Origin of the sequence: Vibrio intestinalis, from assembly GCF_025195085.2 — a bacterium.
Taxonomy (GTDB): domain Bacteria; phylum Pseudomonadota; class Gammaproteobacteria; order Enterobacterales; family Vibrionaceae; genus Vibrio; species Vibrio intestinalis.
Genome location: NZ_JANAVY020000009.1, coordinates 86567 through 111241 on the forward strand (window position 1 = coordinate 86567; position 24675 = coordinate 111241).

General features: G+C 46.0%; 20 protein-coding genes. 2 read left to right on the forward strand and 18 right to left on the reverse strand.

The genetic code is table 11. The features are described from left to right. Positions 1 to 34 precede the first annotated feature (34 nt). On the reverse strand, positions 35 to 814 hold the full coding sequence (locus MU515_RS13020; RefSeq protein ID WP_260260864.1) for a general secretion pathway protein GspB: 780 nt from the start codon (positions 812 to 814) through the stop codon (positions 35 to 37). Then, a complete protein-coding gene (locus MU515_RS13025; protein WP_260260865.1) occupies positions 814 to 2421 on the reverse strand; it encodes an ExeA family protein in 1608 nt (535 codons plus the stop codon). The genes MU515_RS13020 and MU515_RS13025 overlap by 1 nt, the downstream gene beginning before the upstream one ends. Positions 2422 to 2480: 59 nt before the next feature. Between MU515_RS13025 and MU515_RS13030 the strand changes: the two genes are divergently transcribed. After that, a complete protein-coding gene (locus tag MU515_RS13030) occupies positions 2481 to 3722 on the forward strand; it encodes a multifunctional CCA addition/repair protein (protein WP_285892441.1) in 1242 nt (413 codons plus the stop codon). A gap of 394 nt (positions 3723 to 4116) precedes the next feature. On the opposite strand, the gene eno is transcribed toward MU515_RS13030, so the two are convergent. From eno to rlmD, 5 genes are all read right to left on the reverse strand, one after another. After that, positions 4117 to 5415, reverse strand: a complete 1299-nt coding sequence (eno, locus tag MU515_RS13035) for a phosphopyruvate hydratase (RefSeq protein WP_260260866.1) — start codon at positions 5413 to 5415, stop codon at positions 4117 to 4119. Positions 5416 to 5494: 79 nt separating this feature from the next. Further along, on the reverse strand, positions 5495 to 7135 hold the full coding sequence (gene pyrG, locus MU515_RS13040; protein ID WP_260260867.1) for a CTP synthase: 1641 nt from the start codon (positions 7133 to 7135) through the stop codon (positions 5495 to 5497). A gap of 201 nt (positions 7136 to 7336) precedes the next feature. Beyond that, complete coding sequence (gene mazG / locus MU515_RS13045; RefSeq protein ID WP_260260868.1) at positions 7337 to 8140, reverse strand: nucleoside triphosphate pyrophosphohydrolase; 804 nt, start codon at positions 8138 to 8140, stop codon at positions 7337 to 7339. 366 nt (positions 8141 to 8506) lie between these two features. Then, the gene (relA, locus tag MU515_RS13050; RefSeq protein WP_260260869.1) at positions 8507 to 10726 is read right to left on the reverse strand and encodes a GTP diphosphokinase; all 2220 of its coding nucleotides are present in this window, start codon (positions 10724 to 10726) and stop codon (positions 8507 to 8509) included. An 89-nt stretch (positions 10727 to 10815) separates the two neighbouring features. After that, positions 10816 to 12141 carry a 23S rRNA (uracil(1939)-C(5))-methyltransferase RlmD gene (gene rlmD / locus MU515_RS13055; protein ID WP_260260909.1) on the reverse strand — a complete coding sequence of 442 codons (1326 nt, stop codon included), beginning with the start codon at positions 12139 to 12141 and terminating at the stop codon, positions 10816 to 10818. A gap of 154 nt (positions 12142 to 12295) precedes the next feature. Between rlmD and barA the strand changes: the two genes are divergently transcribed. Next, positions 12296 to 15085 (forward strand): two-component sensor histidine kinase BarA, encoded by a 2790-nt coding sequence (barA, locus tag MU515_RS13060; protein ID WP_260260870.1) that lies wholly within the window; start codon positions 12296 to 12298, stop codon positions 15083 to 15085. Positions 15086 to 15170: 85 nt separating this feature from the next. Here the strand turns inward: barA and acpS are convergent, their stop codons facing one another. From acpS to rpoE, 11 genes are all read right to left on the reverse strand, one after another. Beyond that, positions 15171 to 15551, reverse strand: a complete 381-nt coding sequence (gene acpS, locus MU515_RS13065; RefSeq protein ID WP_260260871.1) for a holo-ACP synthase — start codon at positions 15549 to 15551, stop codon at positions 15171 to 15173. Between the two features lie 24 nt (positions 15552 to 15575). Further along, positions 15576 to 16310, reverse strand: a complete 735-nt coding sequence (gene pdxJ, locus MU515_RS13070; protein WP_260260872.1) for a pyridoxine 5'-phosphate synthase — start codon at positions 16308 to 16310, stop codon at positions 15576 to 15578. Further along, on the reverse strand, positions 16307 to 17029 hold the full coding sequence (gene recO / locus MU515_RS13075) for a DNA repair protein RecO (protein WP_260260873.1): 723 nt from the start codon (positions 17027 to 17029) through the stop codon (positions 16307 to 16309). Before recO ends, pdxJ begins: the two co-directional genes overlap by 4 nt. A gap of 96 nt (positions 17030 to 17125) precedes the next feature. Further along, on the reverse strand, positions 17126 to 18106 hold the full coding sequence (gene era, locus MU515_RS13080) for a GTPase Era (protein ID WP_260260874.1): 981 nt from the start codon (positions 18104 to 18106) through the stop codon (positions 17126 to 17128). Then, positions 18099 to 18776, reverse strand: a complete 678-nt coding sequence (gene rnc / locus MU515_RS13085) for a ribonuclease III (RefSeq protein WP_260260875.1) — start codon at positions 18774 to 18776, stop codon at positions 18099 to 18101. The genes era and rnc overlap by 8 nt, the downstream gene beginning before the upstream one ends. A gap of 68 nt (positions 18777 to 18844) precedes the next feature. Beyond that, positions 18845 to 19741: a signal peptidase I gene (lepB, locus tag MU515_RS13090; protein ID WP_260260876.1), complete on the reverse strand. Its 897-nt coding sequence runs from the start codon at positions 19739 to 19741 to the stop codon at positions 18845 to 18847. Between the two features lie 178 nt (positions 19742 to 19919). Next, positions 19920 to 21713 carry a translation elongation factor 4 gene (lepA, locus tag MU515_RS13095; protein WP_260260877.1) on the reverse strand — a complete coding sequence of 598 codons (1794 nt, stop codon included), beginning with the start codon at positions 21711 to 21713 and terminating at the stop codon, positions 19920 to 19922. Between the two features lie 156 nt (positions 21714 to 21869). Then, positions 21870 to 22340: a SoxR reducing system RseC family protein gene (locus tag MU515_RS13100; protein WP_260260878.1), complete on the reverse strand. Its 471-nt coding sequence runs from the start codon at positions 22338 to 22340 to the stop codon at positions 21870 to 21872. Positions 22341 to 22345: 5 nt separating this feature from the next. Beyond that, positions 22346 to 23302 carry a sigma-E factor regulatory protein RseB gene (gene rseB, locus MU515_RS13105; protein ID WP_260260879.1) on the reverse strand — a complete coding sequence of 319 codons (957 nt, stop codon included), beginning with the start codon at positions 23300 to 23302 and terminating at the stop codon, positions 22346 to 22348. Then, a complete protein-coding gene (locus MU515_RS13110) occupies positions 23299 to 23916 on the reverse strand; it encodes a sigma-E factor negative regulatory protein (protein WP_260260880.1) in 618 nt (205 codons plus the stop codon). Before MU515_RS13110 ends, rseB begins: the two co-directional genes overlap by 4 nt. Positions 23917 to 23941: 25 nt before the next feature. Then, a complete protein-coding gene (rpoE, locus tag MU515_RS13115) occupies positions 23942 to 24520 on the reverse strand; it encodes an RNA polymerase sigma factor RpoE (RefSeq protein WP_260260881.1) in 579 nt (192 codons plus the stop codon). Positions 24521 to 24675: the final 155 nt, after the last annotated feature.

A 24675-nucleotide genomic window follows, 5' to 3' on the forward strand; every position in this document is an offset into this window, starting at 1 on the left:
TTTTTTGTATTTAACGCTTTTCTGGCCTACTCAGTTAGCCATTCCACTCATAAAGCGCTGGCACGCGTATCAAATCCTTGTTGTAGCGAATCACACATGCTTGCGGCTCTATCGTCACGAGTTTCAGGTTATCCGAAATCCAGTCGCCTTGCTTATACTCGACATCATTGATCTTCACCCAACGTTTGTTCACATCTGTCGTATAGACATGGGTTTGGAAGTTCAATGCGGGTAATTTACCTTGCCATTTACTGGCCGATTGCGATAAATCATCAATGTCCGTCTTTTGAGTAGTACCTGAGCCCGCCATGACTGCTTCAACGCGCTGAAGGATTTCGGGTGAAAGTTCAGACAGATCTATGTTCTCTAACAATGGTTCATCTGCGGGTTGCGCGGTAATTTGCGGTCTCTTCTTGGTGACTTTTACTTTTGGCGTGGCATCCGATATTGGTGCTGGCTTAATCGCTTTAGATGAAGCAACAGGCGCAGCAGCAACTTCTTCAACAAAAGGTTGTTCCGCTTCCGTCGATGCCAGTTTCTGAATGCCAACATAAGGTTCAATGATAACTGGAGCCGGTACTTCTACTGTTACCTCTTGGCCTTGATTCGCCAATTGCCACTCAACCGACTGAACTTGATATTGGTTGTACACCGCTAGACCACCCGCGACGATGGCAGGCAAAAGTAGCCAAGTTAAGTGAATCGCCATAGGCGAGCGTTTTTGCGGCGCGACACCCATTGATAGTGGAGTACTCGCTTGATGACTATTGTAGCCTTGCTCAGAACTCTGTAGCGCTTTTAAAGTTTGTGACATTAGCTGCGCTCCTCTAATTGAAGCTTAGGCGCATCACCTTGGCTATACAGCTCTAATCTTTGCAAGGTTTCCGCTCCTGCAATGCCATCAACACTTAGCCCTTGCCAGCGCTGGAAAAGTTCTACCTTCTCTTTCACTTCGGCGCCATAACGGGAGCTGCTTGATGGCGCAAGCTCTAATACATGAGACAAAGAACTGTCTAAGCTTGCCACTTCTGACCCACTCATTCCTGGAGCAAGAGGTCGGTACCATCCTCGCTGCCAAATCAAGTGATAGTCTCCTTGCCACATTTGCTCAAACCACTCTGTCGCCACAATCACCCGTTTACCTTGCAGTACCAGCTCCACTTGAGTGTCATCAAGCCTATCCAATACTGCATAGCGAGTTTGCCCTTCATGCTCTAGAGTAACCACAGCAGGTAAGTTGTGCTGCTTTAACTCCGCCAAATCACCATGGAATGATTGGCAGTGAAATAGCGACTGGTTATTCTCAATACAAAGCTTATCCACTCGGGAAGCTTGATAGCCCCACAACGCATAGAGATCCGCTAATGAAGATTCAAACTGCTGCGAAGTAAGTACTAACTCTCCAAGTTGAGGAGGAAAGATCTGTTTGGTCGTCTCGATGTTTGGTTTTGCGGGGTTTTGTGCCACCACCCAATTGTGTATCGGCTGTTGCAAGTAATTCGGCACACTCCACCACACGCCAGCTGCGAGTAACAAACCGGCACCAGCAGATAGTAAGGTCGAGTTTCGGCTTTGTCTTTGCTGTCGCTGTAATTGCGGTTGTTGAAACGACGCTTGAAAGCTCATCACTTCATCACAAGCAAACTCTACCGATTGGTAACTTGGCTTCTCTTCACCTAACTGGTAAGCACGCTTCAAACTCGCATCGCAAACCAAGTTGATTAAGCGCGGAATTCCCTGTGTTTGCTCAGCGATATACTTAACCGCTCTGCTTGAAAACAGCTCATCATTGCCACCGACCAATTGCACGCGAAACTGAATGTATTTCGCGGTTTCTTGTGCATCTAGCGGTAATAGATGGTATCGACCAGTGATACGCTGCGCCAACTGACGCAATTGCGGCATCTGCAATTTTTGCTGCAGTTCTGGCTGACCGATAAGCAGAACCTTCAGCAACTTGTGCTGATCGGTTTCTAAGTTCGTCAGCAATCGCAGTTGCTCTAGTACATCCACCGATAGATGCTGCGCCTCATCAATCAACAATAAGGTCTGTTTGCCATTGGCATAGCTATCAAGCAAAAACTGTTTTATCAAGCTATTAAGCTGCTTGAGAGAAGCGTTCGGTTGATAATCTAAACCAAACTCATCGCAGATTGCTTCGAGCAGTTCTATATTTGAGAAAGTAGGATTTAAGATAAAGCCCGCTTGAGTTGACCCATCGAGCCCATTTAGCATGGCTTTCGCTACGGTAGTTTTACCCGTGCCGACTTCACCACTTAACATCGCAAAGCCACCACCATCACCTAAGCCTGATTGGAGATGATAAATAGCTTCTTTATGGCGTTGACTTAGATAAAGGAAACGAGAATTAGGCACTATCGAAAACGGTAGCTCTACGAATCCAAAATGTTGGTTATACATGCTAATAGCCGCTGGGAATTTATTGCTAAGGAAAGTACCATTGCTAGCGCGAATATCCAATGGCAGAAGTAATATTTAGAGAGGCAAAAGTGCTAAGATACCTAGTTGGCGGCGCAGTTCGCGATCAATTACTTAAGTTAGATGTATACGATCAAGACTGGGTAGTGGTTGGCGCGACACCGGCCGAAATGTTGCAGCTTGGCTATACTGCTGTTGGTAAAGACTTTCCTGTTTTCCTGCACCCTAGAACTAAGCAGGAACATGCCCTCGCCCGTACTGAGCGCAAAGTGGGCTCTGGCTACACTGGCTTTGAATGCTACTTCGCCCCGGACGTTACCCTTGAAGATGATTTGCTGCGCCGCGATCTCACCATCAACGCAATGGCGATGGATGATGCGGGTAACATCATAGACCCATACAATGGCCAGCAAGACCTGCAAGACAAGGTGTTACGCCACGTATCGGATGCGTTCACCGAAGATCCTCTTCGTGTGCTACGTGTGGCTCGCTTTGCCGCCAAACTGGCTCACCTTGGCTTTATCGTTGCCCCAGAAACACTGGCCTTAATGGCCGACATCGTTAAACAAGGCGAGATCGACCACCTAACTCCTGAACGTGTTTGGCAAGAGTGGCATAAATCGCTGTCGACGCAAGATCCACAAGTATTCTTATCGGTGTTACGAGATTGCGGCGCTTTGGCTATCGTACTACCTGAAATAGATCAGCTATTTGGTGTGCCTCAACCAGAAAAATGGCACCCTGAAATCGATACTGGCATTCATACTTTAATGGTAGCGAAGCAAGCAGCATTACTCAGCGAGTCGACCGCAATGCGCTTTGCAGCACAAGTGCATGATTTAGGTAAAGGCATCACCCCCAAAGAGGAATGGCCAAGCCATAAGATGCATTGCCACACAGGTTTAAAACTAATTAAGAAACTGGTTAAACGTGTTCGCGTACCCAATGAGTATCGAGACTTAGCGTTAATGGTTTGCGAGCAGCACTCTAACATCCACAGAGCGGCAGAATTAAAACCACAAACCAAGCTCAAGGTATTGGATAAGTTCGATGTGTGGCGTCGCCCAGAGCGCTTGGAAGAAATATTACTTTGCTGCATGGCCGATAGCCGCGGCCGCACTGGCCATGATGAGATCGACTACCCACAAAAAGCGCTCTTTGAACGCGCCTATCAAGCGGCACTCAGCGTCGATGTTCAGCAAATCATCCAAGACGGATTTAAAGGCGCAGCGATTAGAGAAGAGATGCAAAAGCGCCGTATCTCAGCCATTGCAGCACTCTAATTGGCTCACTAAAATTTCAATTAAACACCTCCTTCGCGGAGGTGTTTTTGTTTTGTCTGGATACAAAAAAGCCCCACCGAAGTAGAGCCTCTCGAAACTCTAAGCCCTAAACGCAAAATGCCCCACTAAAAAGTGGGGCATTCATTAAAGCTTTAAGCTAATAATCCAAATTATGAATTAATGACCTTTAACTTCTTTAAGACCGCTTTCGTTGTAAAAAAAAGGAGCTTTAGCGCCTAGAGCTTCTTCGATACGGATAAGTTGGTTGCTTTCTTTTAGGTGTAGCAGCAACACGGTTAGAACATATCATTGTTCTTAAAGCCCTAAACGAAAAATGCCTCACTAAAAAGTGAGGCATTCATTAAAGCTTTAAGCTAATAATTCAAACTATGAATTATTGACCTTTAACTTCTTTAAGACCGTTGAAAGGAGCTTTAGCGCCTAGAGCTTCTTCGATACGGATAAGTTGGTTGTACTTAGCAACACGGTCAGAACGGCTCATAGAACCAGTTTTGATTTGACCTGCAGCTGTACCTACCGCTAAGTCAGCGATAGTTGCATCTTCAGTTTCGCCAGAACGGTGAGAGATTACAGCTGTGTAACCTGCGTCTTTAGCCATCTTGATTGCAGCTAGAGTCTCAGTTAGAGAACCGATTTGGTTGAACTTGATAAGGATAGAGTTAGCTACGCCTTTCTCGATACCTTCAGCAAGGATCTTAGTGTTAGTAACGAATAGATCGTCACCTACTAGTTGAAGCTTGTCACCTAGTAGTTCAGTTTGGTGCTTGAAGCCATCCCAGTCAGACTCGTCTAGACCGTCTTCGATAGAAACGATTGGGAATTGGTTAGCTAGCTCAGCTAGGTAGTGGTTGAACTCTTCAGAAGAGAAAGTCTTACCTTCGCCTTTCATGTTGTAGATGCCAGCTTCTTTGTCGAAGAACTCAGATGCAGCACAGTCCATAGCTAGAGTAACGTCTTTACCTAGTTCGTAACCAGCAGCAGCAACAGCTTCTGCGATAACTTCTAGAGCTTCAGCGTTAGACTTAAGGTTAGGAGCGAAACCACCTTCGTCACCAACTGCAGTGCTGTAGCCTTTAGACTTAAGAACTTTAGCTAGGTTGTGGAATACTTCAGCACCGATACGTAGACCTTCTTTAAGAGTTTTAGCACCAACTGGTTGGATCATGAACTCTTGGATGTCAACGTTGTTATCAGCGTGCTCACCACCGTTGATGATGTTCATCATTGGTAGAGGCATAGAGAACTGACCAGCAGTACCGTTTAGCTCAGCGATGTGCTCGTATAGAGGCATGCCTTTAGCCGCTGCAGCAGCTTTAGCGTTTGCTAGAGATACAGCTAGGATTGCGTTAGCACCAAACTTAGATTTGTTTTCAGTACCGTCTAGGTCGATCATTACTGCGTCGATTGCAGCTTGGTCTTTAGCGTCTTTGCCAACTAGAGCTGTAGCGATTTCGCCGTTTACAGCTTCAACTGCTTTAAGAACACCTTTACCTAGGAAACGTGCTTTGTCACCGTCACGTAGCTCAAGAGCTTCGCGAGAACCTGTAGATGCACCAGATGGAGCTGCTGCCATACCTACGAAACCGCCTTCTAGGTGTACTTCAGCTTCTACAGTTGGGTTACCACGTGAGTCGATGATTTCACGACCTAGAACTTTAACGATCTTAGACATTAATGTTTCCTCTCGTATTCAAAAATAAATGTCGAAATTAAAAGGGCAGTCGCAAACCTTCGCAACCGCCCGTATCCTTTTACTTCTCAAATTCGCCGCGTTGGTACTGACCCGCAGCTTTCACGAAACCTGCAAATAGCGGATGACCATCGCGAGGTGTTGATGTGAATTCTGGGTGGAATTGAGCAGCTACAAACCATGGGTGAGCTGGGTTCTCAATAACTTCTACCAATTTCTTGTCCGCAGATAGGCCAGAAACTTTTAGGCCAGCTTTTTCGATTTGCGGACGAAGATTGTTGTTCACTTCGTAACGGTGACGGTGACGTTCGTGAATCGTCGCGTTACCGTAAAGTTCACGTGCTTTAGTCCCTTTCTCTAGGTGACATAGCTGTGAACCAAGACGCATTGTACCGCCTAGGTCTGACTTTTCAGTACGTTCTTCAACGTTACCTTCGCCGTCAACCCACTCTGTGATCAAGCCTACCACAGGGTACTTCGTCTCTTTGTTAAATTCTGTTGAATGCGCACCTTCCATACCCGCAACGTTACGCGCGTATTCGATAAGTGCTACTTGCATACCTAAACAGATACCAAGGTAAGGAACGTTGTTTTCACGTGCGAATTGTGCAGCGCGAATCTTACCTTCAACACCACGGTCACCGAAACCACCTGGAACTAAGATTGCATCAAGACCTTCTAAGATCTCAACACCTTTGTTCTCTACGTCTTGAGAATCCACGTATTGGATCTTAACGCTTAGACGGTTCTTAAGGCCTGCGTGCTTAAGTGCTTCGTTTACAGATTTGTATGCGTCAGGCAGTTCGATGTACTTACCAACCATACCGATAGTCACTTCACCGGTTGGGTTCGCTTCTTCGTAGATTACTTGTTCCCACTCAGAAAGGTCAGCTTCTGGCGCGTTGATGCCAAAACGAGTACATACTAGGTCATCTAGACCTTGAGCCTTGATTAGTTGAGGGATCTTGTAGATTGAATCTACGTCCTTCATTGAGATTACCGCTTTCTCAGGAACGTTACAGAATAGCGCAATCTTCTTACGCTCGTTCGCTGGGATCATACGATCTGAGCGGCAAACTAGAATATCTGGTTGGATACCGATAGATAGCAGCTCTTTTACAGAGTGCTGAGTTGGCTTAGTTTTCACTTCACCTGCTGCTGCAAGGTAAGGAACTAGAGTTAGGTGCATGAACATAGCGCGCTCGCGGCCAAGTTCTACAGCTAGCTGACGAATCGCTTCCATGAATGGTAGAGATTCGATATCACCAACAGTACCACCAACTTCAACGATCGCTACGTCATGGCCTTCAGCGCCAGCAATTACACGGTCTTTGATTGAGTTAGTGATGTGAGGGATTACCTGAATAGTTGCACCTAGGTAATCGCCACGACGCTCTTTCGCTAGAACGTCTGAGTAAACACGACCTGCAGTGAAGTTGTTACGCTTAGTCATCTTGGTGCGAATGAATCGCTCGTAGTGACCAAGGTCAAGGTCAGTTTCAGCGCCATCTTCCGTAACGAACACTTCACCATGTTGAATTGGGCTCATAGTGCCTGGATCAACGTTGATGTAAGGGTCAAGCTTCATCATAGTCACTTTTAGACCACGAGCTTCTAGAATAGCCGCAAGAGATGCTGCTGCAATACCTTTACCTAGAGAGGATACAACCCCGCCAGTAACAAAAATGTAATTTGTCGTCATGTTTAACCTGAAATTGGTTGAATGAGGGAAATGGATTTCTTCTGGACGGGATATAAATATACCAGAAGCCCCTTACCGCCACAACGTGAAATCTATCACACCACGATTATTTATTTTTTGCTTCAAATCAAACTGCGTTAATAGAACATGCAAGCAAGAAACATAGTTGAGTCAATCTTGTCCCATTTCGCTACAGTTTGACTACTCGGAAGCGTTTTCCTCGCGCTTAATTTGATTCCAACACTCATCTAACTCCTGCAATGAACATTGCTGTAATTGCTTGTTTTGCTCAGCAACCTTTCTCTCTACTCCTTGGAAACGGCGAGTGAATTTCAAGTTGGCCTTACTCAGTGCAGATTCAGGATTCACCTGCACATGACGGGCTAAATTGACCGTAGCAAACAGCAAATCCCCCAGCTCTAACTCCAGCTTATCTTGATTAACATCCACTTGAAGTGCTTCATCCATAACCTCATCAATTTCTTCGCGAACCTTATCAACCACAGGGCCTAAAGAGTCCCAATCGAAGCCATAGCGAGCACACTTTTTCTGAATCTTTGTAGCACGAGAAATAGCAGGTAGAGAGTTTGGTATTGAGTCTAGAATACTTTGTTCCGATTTGCCTATCTGGGCTTTTTCTTTTGCTTTTTCTGCTTCCCAATTGGCATTAATTTGTTCGTCGGATTCAAATTCAGCATCCGAGAAAACGTGCGGATGGCGACGCGTCAGTTTCTCATTCACCGTCTCCACCACATCAGGAAAATCAAACAGCCCTTGCTCTTTCGCCATTTGGCTATAGAAAATCACTTGGAAGAGAAGATCGCCCAACTCTTCTTTCAAGTTAGGCCAGTCACGATTATGAATGGCATCCACCACTTCATAAGTTTCTTCAATAGTGTGCGGCACAATAGTGTCAAAGGTCTGTTTCACATCCCAAGGGCAACCACTCTCCGGATCACGAAGCTGCGCCATAATTTGTTCTAATTGTTCGATTGGGTGGCTCATTAATAGTTACTCTTCTGTTTGATACAAGGAGTGATAGTGCAATAGAAAGGCAATACAACACGAAGACGCAGCAAGTACGTCCCTGTATGCTTAACGTTGGCATCCATGCCAACAACACTTCGCTAATGCATTACCTTTCAATTTCAAGCTCGTCACAGTTATATTCTGTTCAGATATAAATAAAGGCGAGCAGTTAGCCTACTCACCTTTGTAAAATAGTGACCAATTCTCTAAATAATTGAAGTTGTAGCTAGGCGACAAGCGAGCGAGACTCCTGAGCATAGCTCGCCTATGTGATGGGCCTGGGCCGGCACTCCGGAGCAAGCGCAGTCAACGACGCTATCAGCTTCAAGTATGACGAGAATTTTAGCCTAGGCGTTTAACGGACATCACATCCTTGATCTGTTCCACTCGCTTCGACACGCGTTGCAGAATCTCAACGTTGGTCACTTCCAAATCAAAGTCCATGATCGACATTTGTGTGCGGTAATCGACACGGCTCTTCATGCTGGTTACTTTGATTTTCTCGTTGGCAAACAATGACGTGATGTCTTTCAGTAAACCACCACGCTCCATCGCTTCTACGCGCACCGTTAAAATGTATGAGCCGACAAAGCCGCTGCCCCATACCGTTTCAATAATACGTTCAGGCGCGTGATGGCGCAGCTCTTCGAGCTGTTCACAATCACTACGGTGCACGGAAATACCGCGGCCTTGAGTGATGTAACCTGCAATCTCATCACCAGGAATTGGCTGACAACAACGCGCTAGATGGGTCATAAGGTTATCTACCCCTTCGACCACGACTGCATCTTTTTTCGGACGACTTTGCGCTGGCGCTTTGTTCTCGGCCTCTTGCAGCTTTTCTAACGCTTGTTGATCTTCTTCTTCCGCGGTTGGTTTGTTCACTAGTGCATTGATGTGGTTAATGATTTGGTTGATACGTAAATCACCGCTACCGACACCGACATACAACTCATCTGCGCTGTTCACGTTGAAACGTTTGAGCGCATATTGCTCGGCGTGTTTCAGTGTTGCACCAATTTTTACCAGTTCTTGCTCTAGGATTTCACGCCCAGCTTCGAGGTTTTTCTCACGGCTCTGTTTGCGGAACCAAGCATTAATCTTCGCGCGGGCGCGACCTGAGGTCACAAAACCTGTTGAAGGGTTTAACCAATCACGTGATGGGTTTGGCTCTTTCGAGGTGATGATTTCAACCTGATCGCCCATTTGCAGCTTATGGGTAAACGGAACGATTCGACCTGCGACTTTGGCACCGATACAGCGATGACCGACCTCTGAGTGAATGTGGTAGGCAAAATCAAGTGGTGTTGCGCCCATTGGTAGGTCGACAACGTCACCGCGTGGAGTAAAGGCATACACACGATCATCAAAAACTTGGCTTCGAACTTCATCCAGCATCTCGCCAGAGTCTGACATCTCTTCTTGCCAATCGAGCAGTTTACGCAGCCAAGTAATCTTCTCATCGTAACCGCTACGACCGCTGCCACCTTCTTTGTATTTCCAGTGCGCGGCAACGCCGAGCTCCGAATCTTCATGCATCTGTTTGGTACGAATTTGGATCTCGATGGTTTTGCCTTCAGGGCCCAGAATTACGGTGTGGATGGATTGGTAGCCATTGGGCTTAGGATTGGCAACGTAGTCATCAAACTCGCTTGGCAGGTGTTTGTATTTGGTATGCACAGCGCCTAGTGCTGCGTAACAGTCTTGCAGTTGGTCAGCAATGATTCGCACTGCACGCACATCAAATAACTCATCGAATGCGAGCCCTTTTTTCTGCATTTTGCGCCAAATACTGTAGATGTGTTTTGGACGACCGCTCACTTCGGCATTGATGCCCGAGCCTTTCATCTCTGAAGTTAAATCATCAACGAAATCTTTAATGTATTGCTCGCGAACAATACGACGCTCAGAAAGCTGTTTAGCGATCTGTTTGTAGGTGTCTGGTTGTTGGTAACGAAACGCGTAATCTTCGATTTCCCACTTTAACTGACCGATACCAAGTCGGTTAGCCAGCGGTGCATAGATATTGGCACACTCTTTCGCTGCTGCACGGCGCACTTCATCAGGCGCTTTTTTTACTTCAATCAAGTTACAGATTCGCTCTGCAAGCTTGATGACCACGCAGCGGAAATCATCCACCATCGCCAATAACATGCGGCGCACGTTATCCACTTGGCTTGAAGCCGCACTTCCTTCTAGTGCTATATTCAACTGACCCAACGCCGCCATTTCAGCCACGCCATCAATCAGTTTAACGGTTTCTTTACTGTGATCTTCTTCGAAGGTTTCTCTGTCTAGCGCACCACTCGCAACGAGCGGGTACAATTGCGCGGCAACCAATGTGGCTTTATCCATCGACAGCGTGATGAGGATTTCGATCATTTCACGGCCACGCCACAAGAGCAGAGCGGCATCCTCTCTGCCTTGCAAATAGCTTTCACACTGGTGATATATAGTCGTTAAGCGCTGAGCCGTCTTTGGCTCCTGTTTTAGGCTAGCAATCCATTTGTCTAGCTCAAACTGTTCGTCTTGATTTAAATGAGCGCTTCGTACCGCAACCATCTTTTTCGTCCTAGTTTTTCTTTTTATCTAACGACTCATCCTATATAGGTCGCGCCGTTAGTTTTTACATCCGTCGTTTTAACAAACTTTTATTTTTTCTGTTTCACAAACAGCGCCATTGATTCCAAATGGCTGGTGTGTGGGAACATATCCAACATGCCGAGCTTTTCAAGTTGGTAGCCTTGTTGCAGCAAGCTTTGGCTATCTCTGGCTAGAGTAGCAGGATTACAAGAAACATAAACTACCCTTGCCGCACCAAGTGCAGACAATTGTTCGACTATACCACTCGCACCCGCTCGGGCTGGATCGAGCAGTATTTTATCAAACTTTTCGCTAGCCCATGGCGCTTGTGACAAATCTTGTTCCAAATTTGCTTGGTAGAACCGCGTATTGTCTATCTGATTTAACTGGGCATTGTGGGTCGCTTTTTCAACCATCGCATCCACACCTTCGACGCCAATCACAGCTTTTACCTGTTTTGCCATCGGTAAACTGAAGTTCCCCAAGCCACAGAATAGATCTAATACGCGATCTTCGCTGCTCAGTTCCAACCAAGTAAGCGCCTGCTCTACCATCTGCTGGTTTACGCCTTGGTTCACTTGAATAAAGTTATTCGGTGAAAATGGTACCGTTACTCCAACCTCGGTGTAATGGGCTTCTTCTCCGGCAACTAAATTCAATTGCTCCGCTTCAGGCATTAAATACAGCGTGGTTTGCTTTTCTCGTGCAAACTTTTCTAGCGCCGCCTGATCTTTATTCGTTAGAGACTTAGTATGGCGCAATACCATCACATTGGTGTTATCCCCTTTCACCAATTCTACGTGACCTAAGCTCTCTTGACGGTCAAAACTTTGTAGTAATTGATGCAGCTCAGGCAACATGACATCAAGCTCTGGTGCTAACACTGGGCAATGGGTCACCGTGACAATTTGCTTGCTCTGCTTACGGCGAAACCCAAACTGCAACTGGCGCGATTTCTTATCGAGCATAACGCTAATGCGTGCACGGCGGCGATAGCCTTTATCGCCCCCAACGATAGACGGTACTAACGACTGGTTTTGCCCCGAGAACTTGCTCATTAACTGGCTTAGCGTTTGTTGTTTGTGTTCACGCTGACTCGCCAACTCCAAGTGCTGCATGTTGCAGCCACCACACTGGTCAAAGTGTTTACAAAACGGTTCAACTCGTTCACTACTCGCCTGCTGTACTTTGATCAGCTGAGCGCGCGCAAACTTACTTTTGGACTCTGTAAATTGAGCCAGAACTTGCTCGCCCGGCAACGCCCCTTCAATAAACACTGGTTTTTTATTTTGATACGCTATCCCCGCGCCTTGATGGTCAAGTTTTTCGACCTTAAACGCTTGGTGTTTGGTGTTTATTTGAGTTTTCTTTTTAGGTTGGAAAAAACGCGCCATGCTCAGTGCCTGTAATATTGCTTCAAATTGCAGTTCAGGCGTCACCTTTTCGCGCCTGAATCATTGTAGTCCCTTGCTTGGGCGATTATGCTTATCGCTTCGACGGGATTTATCTAATATTTTCCCATATCCACACCACGATGTTTAGACAATAATGACCAGATATGGCTTACGCGCCCGCGTTATTACTCTTACTCTAGCGCCAACCCTCATCATTGGCTTAATCTTGAGTGCAATTTTTTCATTCAATCGCTATCACGACTTAGAAAAACAGGTGATCAATTCTGGTCTAAGTATCATTGAGCCGTTAGCGATTGCCAGTGAAGATGGGATTAAAAACAACAGTCGAGAATCGGTACGTCGCATTATCAGCTATGCCCACCGTAAGAACTCTAAATTTGTCCGCAGTATTGCGGTGTTTGATTACAACCACGAACTGTTTGTTACCTCGAACTTCCACCCTAATTTTGAATCACTGACGTTTCCGCGCACTGCACCTATTCCACTGTTAGTCACCTCTGACTTGCAAGACAATACTTTGATTCTACGGGCGCCGATCATCACAGAATCAGGCGTCGTACCCACGCCGGATGGACGCAACAGTGCACCAGCTCTGGGTTATATCTCCATTGAGCTAGACCTTTCTTCACTGCGCTTACAGCAATATCAAGAGATATTCTCAGCTTTCTTGGTACTGTTAATCGGGCTAAGCCTTTCTGGTTTCTTCGCCATGCGATTAATGCATGATGTGACTCGCCCAATCTCTCACATGAAAAACATGGTGGATAGAATTCGTCGCGGTCACTTAGATGTACGTATCGAAGGCAAGATGCATGGTGAATTGGATTCTCTGAAAAATGGTATCAATGCGATGGCAGTTTCGCTGTCTGAATACCATGTTGAAATGCAGCACAGTATCGACCAAGCAACGTCTGACTTACGTGAAACCTTAGAGCAGTTAGAGATTCAAAACGTTGAGCTCGATATCGCGAAAAAACGCGCCCAAGAAGCCGCAAGGGTGAAATCTGAATTCTTGGCTAATATGTCACACGAGCTGCGGACGCCGCTCAATGGTGTCATCGGCTTTACCCGCCAAATGCTGAAAACCAAGCTGACTAATAGCCAAACTGACTATCTACAAACCATTGAGAAGTCGGCCAACAACCTACTCAACATCATCAACGACATTCTCGACTTCTCTAAACTTGAAGCCGGTAAACTGGCTCTTGAAAACATTCCTTTTGAGTTCCAAGAAACCTTAGAAGAAGTAGTGAGCTTACAAGCCACCAGCGCCCATGAAAAAGGGTTGGAAATCACACTTAAAGTGGATTCTAAAGTTCCGACAGGCCTTGTGGGTGACCCACTGCGTATTCAGCAAGTTCTGACCAACTTGGTCGGCAACTCAATTAAATTTACTGAGCGCGGCAACATTGATATCAGTGTTGAGCTACGCTCACAGAAAGACGATGTGGTCGAGCTGCAATTTATGGTTCGTGATACCGGTATCGGTATCTCTGAGCGCCAGCAAGCGCAGCTATTCCAAGCATTCAGCCAAGCCGATGCAAGTATCTCTCGTCGCTACGGTGGTACTGGCCTTGGTTTGGTTATTACCCAAAAACTGGTTAGCCAAATGGGCGGCGAAATTAGCTTAACCAGTCGCCTGCACCAAGGCTCTACCTTCTGGTTTACTCTACGTCTGCACGCCACTGACATGCCAATGAGTGAGTTGATTGAAGCGCAAGTGCTTAACCAACGCTCTCTGCTGTTGGTTGAACCCAATATGCAGGCCGCCTCAATTACCCGTCAGATGTTGGTGCAGCATGGTCTTTCGGTTAGCTACCGCTCTTCGTTGCCAGAAGAAGTGGAGAAATTCGATTACGTATTGCTTAACCTAGCACCCAACAAGTCAAATGAGCTTGAGCAAGTAGAGCAATGGGTAGAAAAAGCGCTCACCTGCGCCCCACATGTGGTGGTGGGTACGCCGAGTACCGCATTGGCACTCTCTGATCACTTGATTCAGAAGTATCAGATTCACTGTATTACTAAGCCATTGTCACGTAAGAAGCTATTGCAAACCCTAGCGGCGAACCAAGAAAGCTTGCCAGAAATTGAGCAGGATGAACCAGTTTATAATGAAACCTTGCCACTAACAGTAATGGCGGTCGACGATAACCCAGCTAACTTGAAGTTGATTGCGGCTCTGCTCGATGAACGTGTTGAACGAGTGGTTACCGCGACCAATGGTGCCGATGCAGTTACAAAAGCGGAATCGCAAAAATTCGATATCATCTTAATGGACATTCAAATGCCGCATATGGATGGTGTCACCGCATGTAGCAAGATTAAACAGGGCGAACTCAATACTCACACACCAGTAATAGCAGTGACTGCTCATGCTATGAGTGGCGAGCGAGACCGCCTGCTACAAGCAGGCATGGATGACTATCTCACTAAGCCAATTGAAGAGCATGTGCTGCAACAAGTGTTGATGCACTGGAGCCCTTTAACGAAATCGGATGAATTAGAAAAGCTCGATATTCCTGCTCATCCAGATCCTATCGTGCAAGCCCACGCTGCGGCCATCGAGCATCAGAACATCATCATCGATTGGCAAGCGGCACTCAAACAATCGGCCAACAAAGAAGATCTTGCTAAAGAAATGCTGCAAATGCTGATCGACTACATGCCAGAAGTCGATGGCATCGTGGAGCAAGCCTTGGAAAATGAAGAGTTCGATATTGAACAACTTATTCACCACGTACATAAACTGCATGGCAGCTGTTCGTACAGTGGCGTCCCGCGCTTGAAGAAGGTGTGCGCGACCATCGAGAAACAGCTACGCTCAGGTGCAAGCATTGAAGATATCGAACCTGAGCTGTTTGAACTGCAAGATGAAATGGAAAAAGTCACCGCCAGTGCGGAGCCTTATTTAACCGAGGCGTAAAGTTCGCTTGGACCTAAACAAAAGGCAGCTCTTGAGGAGCTGCCTTTTTAGTATCTTGGAGTTTTTAGTTCCTTAGAGTTGTCACCTAGCTTTCGTAGATGACCGTAGCGACTGCGTAGTGTCGCTCATCAGAAATAGATAAGTGGATATGATTGATTTGCTTACTCTGGGCGAGCTCTAACGCTTTATTGGCTAGTGCTAAAACTGGCTTGCCGTGCTTATCGTTAGTCACGGTAAAATCGTGAAAGGTCACGCCCATCGCAATACCTGTGCCTAATGCTTTAGAGGCGGCTTCTTTGGCAGCAAAGCGCTTAGCTAAAAAGCGACCTTGCTGCTTTAGGCTATCAAACTTCGCCATTTCAACATCGGTCAAGATGCGCTTAGCGAACGCTTCGCCACTGCGAGATAAGGCTTTTTCAACGCGCTCAATTTCTGCGATATCAGTGCCTAAACCAACAATTGCCATATCACTACCTAAACTCAACTATCGCTATGATTTACGCGCTTCAACCATGATTGCTTTCATATCTGCCACTGATTTCTCTAAGCCATCAAATACTGCGCGGCCGATGATTGAGTGGCCGATGTTTAGCTCGTAGATCTCTGGGATTGCTGCGATAGGCGCAACGTTGTGGTAAGTCAAACCATGACCAGCATTTACCGTGATACCTAGATCAGCCGCGTAGCTTGCGCCCGCTGCGATTTTCTTTAGCTCATCTTGCTGATCTTCTTCGCTAATCGCATCAGCATAGTGGCCAGTGTGCAGCTCAATAAAAGGTGCGCCACATGCTTTCGCTGCGTCGATTTGCTCACGGTCAGCATCAATAAACAGCGATACTTTAATGCCCGCTGCTGTTAATTTTTGAGTTGCGGCTTTTACTTTTTCCAGTTGACCAGCCACGTTTAAGCCACCTTCAGTAGTAAGCTCTTCACGCTTTTCAGGCACTAAACATACATATTCAGGTTTAGTGCTTAACGCAATCTCTACCATCTCATCCGTAACGGCCATTTCAAGGTTCATACGTGTTTGTAGCGTTTCACGTAGAATACGAACATCGCGGTCGTTGATATGACGACGGTCTTCACGTAGGTGAATAGTGATGCCATCCGCGCCCGCACGCTCAGCAATTTCTGCTGCATGCACAGGATCTGGGTATTTCGTACCACGTGCATTACGTAGTGTCGCGATATGGTCGATGTTTACACCTAGGTAGATTGAGCTCATTTTCCAATACTCCGTTTGGGAACCATGCTTATAAAGAGTTCCCTGCTTTTTAATGGTTTGCCGCCAAGATAAGGCTTTAACGCTATACGTGTAAAGCGTTTTGCAGCTTTAAGTTGTTCTTTGGTTATAAATCTACGTTCACTAATGGCGATCAGTTCATCGCCCATGAACGTGAGGTTATCGTTTCTCACCGAGGCAATAAATCCTTTTTGCTCGCGATAACGATAGGTCATCTTTGGATCAATCGGCTCACCAGAGCCCGCACAATTCAGAAAGTCCACGCCGTAACCCATGGCTTGCAATAAAGCTAATTCGAAGCGACGTAACGCTGGTTCTGGGTTATCGGCCTGAGCGAGCTCAGTTAAAGCGTGCAGATAATCGTGGAACAGTGCAGGCATTGGCACCTCGGCCATTAACACACGCCCAATCAACTCGTTGACATACATGCCTGAGTAAAGGTTAATGCCGGTCAGAGGTAACCCAAGGCTGATTGGCTCCGCTTGGCGCAACGTTTTCATTGAGCCGCCGCCCGACCATTTAAGCAATAATGGCGTAAAGGGTTGCAGCGCCCCTTTTAGATTAGAACGCTTACTACGAGCCCCTTTTGACATTAAGGTCACCCGGCCAAACTCCTCACTGAACACATCGAGAATCAAACTGGATTCACTGTATGGTCGGCGATGAAGAACAAAGCAGCGCTGTAAACCTTCTGCGGACATATAAACCTTACAATTACCTGACTATCAGAGACTAAAAAAGGAGCCAGAGGCTCCTTTCATTCTAAACTCGGAGCGAAGCGTACACGCTTCACTGTATTACAAATCGTCGATGTAACCTAGAGAACGCAGTGCGCGTTCATCGTCAGCCCAACCTGATTTCACTTTAACCCAAGTTTCTAGGTAAACCTTACGACCAAAAAGCTCTTCCATATCTAGACGTGCTTCGCGACCGATAGTTTTGATCTTCTCGCCGCCTTTACCAATGACCATCTTCTTCTGGCCATTACGCTCAACAAGAATAAGCGCATTAATGTGGAAGCCATCAGTTTCAGGGTTGTAATCAAAGCGCTCAATCTCAACCGTTACCGAGTATGGCAGTTCTTCACCAGTGAAACGCATCAGCTTTTCACGCACGATTTCAGAGGCCATGAAACGTTGAGAGCGGTCAGTCACGTATTCCTCAGGGAAGTGGTGAGTCGCTTTTGGTAGATGTTCACGAACGTGCTTACGCAGTACGTCAATGTTCTTACCGTGCTTAGCCGAAATTGGCACAACATCAACGAAGTCCATCTTGCTCGACATCTCTTGCATGTGCAGCATGACTTCGTTGCGGTCTTGAACTACGTCTACCTTGTTAACACATAAAACCACTGGGAAATTAGACTTTTGAAGTTTGGTTAATACCATTTCATCGTCTTTCGTCCAGTGTGTACCATCGACCAAGAAGAACACGAGGTTTACATCACTCAGGGAAGAGTTTGCCGCGCGGTTCATCAAACGGTTGATCGCACGCTTCTCTTCAATGTGTAGACCTGGAGTGTCAACGAAAATCGCTTGGTAATCACCTTCCGTATCCACGCCCATGATGCGGTGACGCGTCGTTTGCGGCTTACGAGAAGTGATTGAAATTTTTTGACCCAGAATTTTGTTCAGTAACGTAGATTTGCCCACGTTTGGACGACCAACAATCGCGACAAAGCCACAGTGTTGGTTTTCCGGCGAGCTCGGCTCACTGCTCGATGAGAAGTACGCATCGATATCAAATTCTTCGTTTTGGTTGTCTGTTGAATCAGCCATTGGTTAGTTGCTCTAATGCTGTTTCCGCAGCCGCTTGTTCTGCCTTGCGACGGCTGGTGCCTTTACCGATTACAGGTGATCCAATACCTGCTACTTCACACGACACAGTAAATTCTTGGTTGTGTGCTTCACCTTTAATATTAGTCACTGTGTACACAGGTAGTGGTTTTCTTCGACCTTGTAAAAACTCTTGAAGACGAGTTTTTGGATCTTTTTGAGAAACACCCGGCTTGATCGCTTCAAGACGCGAGTTGTACCAACTCAAAATAATGCCACGTACGTTTTCAATGTCGCTATCTAAATAAATAGCGCCAATGATGGCTTCTACAGCATCAGCTAAGATTGAATCACGACGGAAGCCGCCACTTTTCAACTCACCTGGACCTAATTTTAAGTAATCTCCTAGTTCGAATTCACGACCTAGCTCAGCCAATGTATTACCACGTACTAGCGTTGCACGCATACGGCTCATATCTCCTTCGTTTACTTTAGGGAAACGATGGTAAAGATCATCAGCAATGACAAAACTTAAAATTGAATCGCCCAGAAACTCAAGACGTTCATTGTGTTTACCATTAGCGCTGCGGTGCGTCAGCGCTAAGTTGATAAGCTCAGCATCTTTAAATTGATAGCCGAGCTTTTTTTCTAGCAATGCAATTGGAGAATTCATGCTCTCTCATTAATCTATTAAATAATCTCTTAAATCGTGAAACGGGTTAGCTCAACGATGTCAGAGATTTAGTTAATCCCACCGATGCGCTCAAAACGCACACCTGTTGGAACCCAAGTAGGTAAAATACTGCTTTCATCACGATCGCGCTCAAAGCTAATCCAAATCGCAACGGCTTTACCAACTAAGTTAGCTTCAGGAACAAAACCCCAGAAGCGGCCATCAGAACTGTGGTCACGGTTATCACCCATAACAAAGTAATGGCCTTCAGGTACAACCCACTCATTCACACCACTGCGAGGCGCATAGTTCTCAACAATGTCGTGTCGTGCTGGGTTAATTAGAATCTTATGTTCATGCCCATCAAGCTGCTCGTCCGCTTCAATCATCGCCGTGCGGCCATAGTAATAACCGCTATTGGTTTTATTTAGCTGAGCAACTGGATTACAGCTGGTTTCGCCTTTCTTCTGTAGGCAAATTTGCTTATCGGCACTGTATCTTACGATGTCGCCCGGCAAGCCGATAACACGTTTAATGTAGTCAACGTTTGGGTCAAGCGGGAACTTAAATACAATCGGGTCACCACGCTCTGGTTTACCTGTTTCGATAAGCTGCTTACGCCATACTGGGTCTTTTAGGCCGTAGGCGTATTTCTCAACCAAGATGAAATCGCCGACTAGCAGCGTTGGCATCATAGATTGAGATGGAATTTGGAATGGTTCGTAAACAAAGCTGCGCAGCAACATAACTACGGCAATCACAGGGAAGATAGAAACACTGTTCTCAACCCACCACGGCTGTTTTTTTACTTTCTCGATAGTCTCCGCATCTAGACCGTTGGTCTGAGCTTCGATTTCTGCAAGCTTTGCAGCGCGCTTCTTAGCAAATACCAACTTTTCTAGACACCAAACAATACCGGTGACAATAGTCAGAATAACTAAGAACAGAGAAAATTTGTTCGCCATGTGTTCCCTTACCTTTAGAAATGCGAAAGTGAAAGAGCCGAAGCTCTTTCACCTATTTAATTATTTTGCTCACGCAATACCCTAGCTCGTTGGAGTTGCAGCTAATCGACAAGCTAACTCAACCCTATCGGGCTGAGTTAACGCAGACAACATGCTGCTGCTTCAAATATGATGGGTATTAGTCTTTGCCTACGTGAAGAATCGCTAAGAACGCTTCTTGAGGCAGTTCAACGTTACCGATCTGCTTCATACGTTTCTTACCTTCTTTCTGTTTCTTCAACAGTTTCTTCTTACGGCTTACGTCACCACCGTAACATTTCGCGATTACGTTTTTACGTAACTGCTTAACGGTTGAACGAGCAATGATGTGGTTACCTATCGCAGCTTGAATTGCGATATCGAACATCTGACGAGGGATGAACTCTTTCATCTTCTCAACGAGCTGACGGCCACGAGTTTGCGATTGATCTTTGTGAGTGATCATCGCTAGCGCATCCACAGTGTCGCCATTTAGAAGTACGTCTACACGAACCATGTTCGATGTTTCAAAGCGCTGGAAGTTGTAATCCAGAGACGCATAACCACGTGATGTTGACTTCAAGCGGTCGAAGAAGTCTAACACTACTTCTGCCATTGGAATGTCGTAAGTAACCGCAACTTGGTTGCCGTGGTAAACCATGTCTACCTGCATACCACGTTTTTCCACACATAGAGTGATAACGTTACCTAGGTATTCAGAAGGCACTAGGATGTTACAACGTGCAATCGGCTCACGAATTTCTTCGATATCGTTAACCGCAGGTAGCTTAGCTGGGCTATCTACGTAAAGCAGGTTACCGTTGGTCTCTTCAACTTCGTACACTACGGTTGGTGCTGTAGTGATTAGGTCTAGGTCGTATTCACGCTCTAGACGCTCTTGGATGATTTCCATGTGCAGCATGCCAAGGAAACCACAACGGAAACCAAAGCCTAGTGCAGCCGAGTTTTCTGGCTCGTAGAATAGAGATGCATCATTTAGGCTTAGCTTACCTAGTGCATCACGGAAGTTTTCGTAATCGTCAGACGATACAGGGAATAGACCTGCGTATACCTGAGGTTTAACTTTCTTAAAGCCTGGTAGTGGTTTGTCACTGCCGTGTTTAGCTAGGGTTAGCGTATCACCTACTGGCGCACCTAGGATGTCTTTAATACCACAAACAACCCAACCTACTTCGCCTGTGCGTAGTACATCTGTGTCTACCTGTTTCGGTGTGAAGATACCCAGACGGTCTACACCCCAGACTTGGCCAGTGCTCATTACTTTGATCTTGTCGTTCTTCTTCAATTCGCCGTTTTTGATACGAACTAGAGAAACTACGCCAAGGTAGTTATCAAACCATGAGTCAATAATAAGTGCTTGTAGTGGCGCTTCAGGATCACCTTCTGGCGCTGGAATCGCAGAAACGATGTTCTCTAGAACATCATCAACGCCAATACCTGTTTTCGCACTACAACGAGTCGCTTCCATCGCATCGATGCCAACGATCTCTTCGATTTCTTCTGCTACACGCTCTGGATCTGCTGCTGGTAGGTCAATCTTGTTTAGGATTGGCACAACCTCTAGTTCCATTTCGATTGCTGTGTAACAGTTAGCAAGAGTTTGAGCCTCTACACCCTGACCAGCGTCAACAACCAATAGTGCACCTTCACACGCTGCTAGTGAGCGAGATACTTCATACGCAAAGTCTACGTGTCCTGGAGTATCGATGAAGTTTAATTGATAGGTTTCACCGTCTTTAGCCGTGTAGTCAAGAGTCACACTCTGAGATTTGATGGTGATGCCACGCTCACGCTCAAGATCCATTGAGTCAAGGACTTGGGCTGCCATTTCACGATCGCTTAAACCACCACAAACTTGGATTAAACGGTCAGATAGGGTCGACTTACCATGGTCGATGTGGGCGATAATCGAAAAGTTACGAATGTGCTTCATGATTTGGTGTGACTAAACTCTTGTAAATAGGGACATAAGAAAGCCGTCATTTGACGGCATTTCAATCAAGTTGGCAGATTCTACCCAATTTCTAGGCGCTTCGCACTATATAACCTTACCTAAGCGAGAGAAACTCTCGTACGATATCGTGCATAGCTAGGAAACGGGCTCTCCCAGTACTCTTAATAATATGACTTGTTCGGAAGATTGTCGCTCAATTCGTGAGGCCAAGTGTTTCGCCGCATAGATACCCGCCAATGCAGATAAGGCCGAAAGGATAATAACCAGCCCTTCTCCTAAACCAAGTGACGGGGCTATCCACCAGTTAGCAATCAAAGCGCCAGCCATCAAAGAAAACAAAGGAATCAAATACACCACAGCAGCCGACTGCAATAGGCTTTTTTCCGCCAAACCAATTTCAACCACTTGGCCGACTTTAACCATTTTCTTTGTAACAAGATGCCAATGCAGCGCCTTACTACCAATCGCTTTGGAAACAATGCCTGTTCCACAACTTTTTTGCGACGAGCAGCTAGAGCAGCTGGTTTGCTGCTCACAACTTAACTCGACATCGTAACCTTTTATATTTTTGGTTACAGACGAGACTGTCGCAAGTGCCGTCATCATAGCGGTTACTTCTCTTGAATGGTCAATTTGACCGACTGGGCAATGCGCTTAGCCGTGGTTGGTGGAATATCACCAATAACGGAGATTTCCATATTGCCATTGACTAAGGTATGCATGGTTCTGCGCCCTTGACGCACCACTTGCCCTTTAACTGATTGATCGTCTCGCTCTGAGATATACACAGAGAAAGAAAATAGGCCGTCACTGTACATTTGGCTCTCGACCATACGCTCAGTGATCGCCATACGATAGCGATTAAGATCCTTTGCTTCAAAGCCTTTCGGGATCCATTCAACATCCCAAAACGTCTCTTTCAACTTACCTTTCGGTAGAGATAGGACTTGAGGCAGTTTCACTTCATTCAGTTTACCCAAGATCTCAGCAATATGATCATTTACGCTGTAAGAAATGGTGCGGTATTGCTCTAACACTTCACCGTCGCGATCAACAAGATCAGCACGGAGAGGCAAATGTGTTTTCTCATCGACCCAAAGAATGTAGGAGTAACGCAGGCCATCTTTTGGTACCACGCGGACAACCTGACAAGCAGAGCCAGCCTCGCGCGCACGGCCAACTTGAATGAAGTCGTAATTTGTTGAAAGTTCTTTGATGTCTGAGTTCAGTAAAGGAATGGTAGGCGCTACCATATTGCCCGATTCAATCGTGAATGGCTCAACACCAGGCTCGATATAGCTCACTTCATCACCACGACGAATCACTTCACGAATAGGGCCAGCCAAGTACAACAAGTGGGCAAGTTGGTTCTCTTCATCGCGCGCATGGCGATAAAGTAATGGTTCAATACTGTTTTTCTTAATCAGGATATAAGACAGTTCATAATTAAGGTGCTGACTTGCGTCGTTCATTTGAAGCAACAAAGCCTCTGCAGAGGTTTGCTCTGCAAAGGCCATTGGTGTATTCAAACTGAACAGTGTCAGCGCACTGATCAGGAATTTTTTCATTCAACTACCGTATCTGAGTGATCATTACGATCGATAGAGTTTTCACTATTTAGTCTAAGTTGTAATTCGTAATCTTGCAGCATCGCGTTAATACGGCGACGTTGCTCTTGTACGTTCACTTCACTTCTCGGCGTATCTACGTTTTGACGCGTTAAGCTCACTGGCTCAACTGAACCTGAAAACGGAACAGTTTGCAGCACAGGTAACTGCTCTGATTGCGCATCAGAACCGCCTTGCTGTTGAACACCCAAAATCACCGCAAGCGAGACGCAAGCAGCAATACCTACTTGGCCAAAGTGCGTTAACCACGCTGGTAGGTAGCGTCTCGCCTTTTCTGGTGTTGGTTGAGGTTCAATACGTGCATCACCGATGTCAGAGACATTGTGTGATTGACTAAATGAATTATGTGCCGGTTCATTTTCTAGCGCTAAAGCAACGCTTTCAGCAATATTCCATTCTGGCTTTTCAGGTGCCTCACCGCGAAGAACGTCACCGATTAGGTGGTAATTCTTCCAGGCTTGTAAGCTATCTTGATCTTGCTCTAATTCACTGATTAAAGCTTTATCGATCAATTCTCCATCCATGAGTGCTGAAAGTTTCTCTTTGTCAGCCATTATTTTCACCATTATGTTGCTGGTACTAGCGTTGTAGAAGTGGTTGAATTTTCTTTTCCACCGCTTCACGTGCACGGAAGATACGCGAGCGTACCGTTCCTACTGGGCAATCCATCACTGCGGCAATCTCTTCATAGCTCAAGCCATCAAGCTCGCGCAAAGTCATCGCAGTTTTTAAATCGTCTGGCAGTGCTTCTATCGCACTGAAAACAACGTGTTTCAATTCTTTGGACAACGTTAAGTTCTCAGGGTTCGATATTTCTTTTAATGCACCACCATTTTCGTAATATTCAGCTTCTTCAGTGTCCACATCTTGCGCTGGTGGCCTACGGCTCTGCGCGACAATATGGTTTTTCGCAGTATTAACCGCAATTCGGTATAACCAAGTATAAAAGGCGCTTTCGCCGCGGAAACTTGGTATTGCTCGATATGCCTTAATAAATGCTTCTTGTGCTACATCAGCAACATCACCGGGATTGTTGATGTAACGAGAAATAAGATTGCAGACTTTGTTTTGATATCTCAAAACCAATAAATTGAATGCTTGCTTATCTCCACTCTGAACTCGCTCAATTAATACTTGATCGGTCAGTTGCTCGTTCATTCGAGCGGGTACTCCTGTCGTTATCAACCCCTACCTACACCGGTATGAGTATTAATTATGCAAAATGTAGTATTGACACCACTGTTTACTTGAGCACTATTGTGACCTAGCAAAAAAAAGAAAGTTCAAAGTTATTTCAAATTTTTCTTAGGAAG

What these genes read in the sequence shown, in the direction of transcription:
- MU515_RS13020 (WP_260260864.1), bottom strand. Translation starts at nt 814, where the DNA reads ATGTCACAAACTTTAAAAGCGCTACAGAGTTCTGAGCAAGGCTACAAT.
- MU515_RS13025 (WP_260260865.1), bottom strand. Translation starts at nt 2,421, where the DNA reads ATGTATAACCAACATTTTGGATTCGTAGAGCTACCGTTTTCGATAGTG.
- MU515_RS13030 (WP_285892441.1), top strand. Translation starts at nt 2,481, where the DNA reads ATGGCAGAAGTAATATTTAGAGAGGCAAAAGTGCTAAGATACCTAGTT.
- eno (WP_260260866.1), bottom strand. Translation starts at nt 5,415, where the DNA reads ATGTCTAAGATCGTTAAAGTTCTAGGTCGTGAAATCATCGACTCACGT.
- pyrG (WP_260260867.1), bottom strand. Translation starts at nt 7,135, where the DNA reads ATGACGACAAATTACATTTTTGTTACTGGCGGGGTTGTATCCTCTCTA.
- mazG (WP_260260868.1), bottom strand. Translation starts at nt 8,140, where the DNA reads ATGAGCCACCCAATCGAACAATTAGAACAAATTATGGCGCAGCTTCGT.
- relA (WP_260260869.1), bottom strand. Translation starts at nt 10,726, where the DNA reads ATGGTTGCGGTACGAAGCGCTCATTTAAATCAAGACGAACAGTTTGAG.
- rlmD (WP_260260909.1), bottom strand. Translation starts at nt 12,141, where the DNA reads ATGGCGCGTTTTTTCCAACCTAAAAAGAAAACTCAAATAAACACCAAA.
- barA (WP_260260870.1), top strand. Translation starts at nt 12,296, where the DNA reads ATGACCAGATATGGCTTACGCGCCCGCGTTATTACTCTTACTCTAGCG.
- acpS (WP_260260871.1), bottom strand. Translation starts at nt 15,551, where the DNA reads ATGGCAATTGTTGGTTTAGGCACTGATATCGCAGAAATTGAGCGCGTT.
- pdxJ (WP_260260872.1), bottom strand. Translation starts at nt 16,310, where the DNA reads ATGAGCTCAATCTACCTAGGTGTAAACATCGACCATATCGCGACACTA.
- recO (WP_260260873.1), bottom strand. Translation starts at nt 17,029, where the DNA reads ATGTCCGCAGAAGGTTTACAGCGCTGCTTTGTTCTTCATCGCCGACCA.
- era (WP_260260874.1), bottom strand. Translation starts at nt 18,106, where the DNA reads ATGGCTGATTCAACAGACAACCAAAACGAAGAATTTGATATCGATGCG.
- rnc (WP_260260875.1), bottom strand. Translation starts at nt 18,776, where the DNA reads ATGAATTCTCCAATTGCATTGCTAGAAAAAAAGCTCGGCTATCAATTT.
- lepB (WP_260260876.1), bottom strand. Translation starts at nt 19,741, where the DNA reads ATGGCGAACAAATTTTCTCTGTTCTTAGTTATTCTGACTATTGTCACC.
- lepA (WP_260260877.1), bottom strand. Translation starts at nt 21,713, where the DNA reads ATGAAGCACATTCGTAACTTTTCGATTATCGCCCACATCGACCATGGT.
- MU515_RS13100 (WP_260260878.1), bottom strand. Translation starts at nt 22,340, where the DNA reads ATGATGACGGCACTTGCGACAGTCTCGTCTGTAACCAAAAATATAAAA.
- rseB (WP_260260879.1), bottom strand. Translation starts at nt 23,302, where the DNA reads ATGAAAAAATTCCTGATCAGTGCGCTGACACTGTTCAGTTTGAATACA.
- MU515_RS13110 (WP_260260880.1), bottom strand. Translation starts at nt 23,916, where the DNA reads ATGGCTGACAAAGAGAAACTTTCAGCACTCATGGATGGAGAATTGATC.
- rpoE (WP_260260881.1), bottom strand. Translation starts at nt 24,520, where the DNA reads ATGAACGAGCAACTGACCGATCAAGTATTAATTGAGCGAGTTCAGAGT.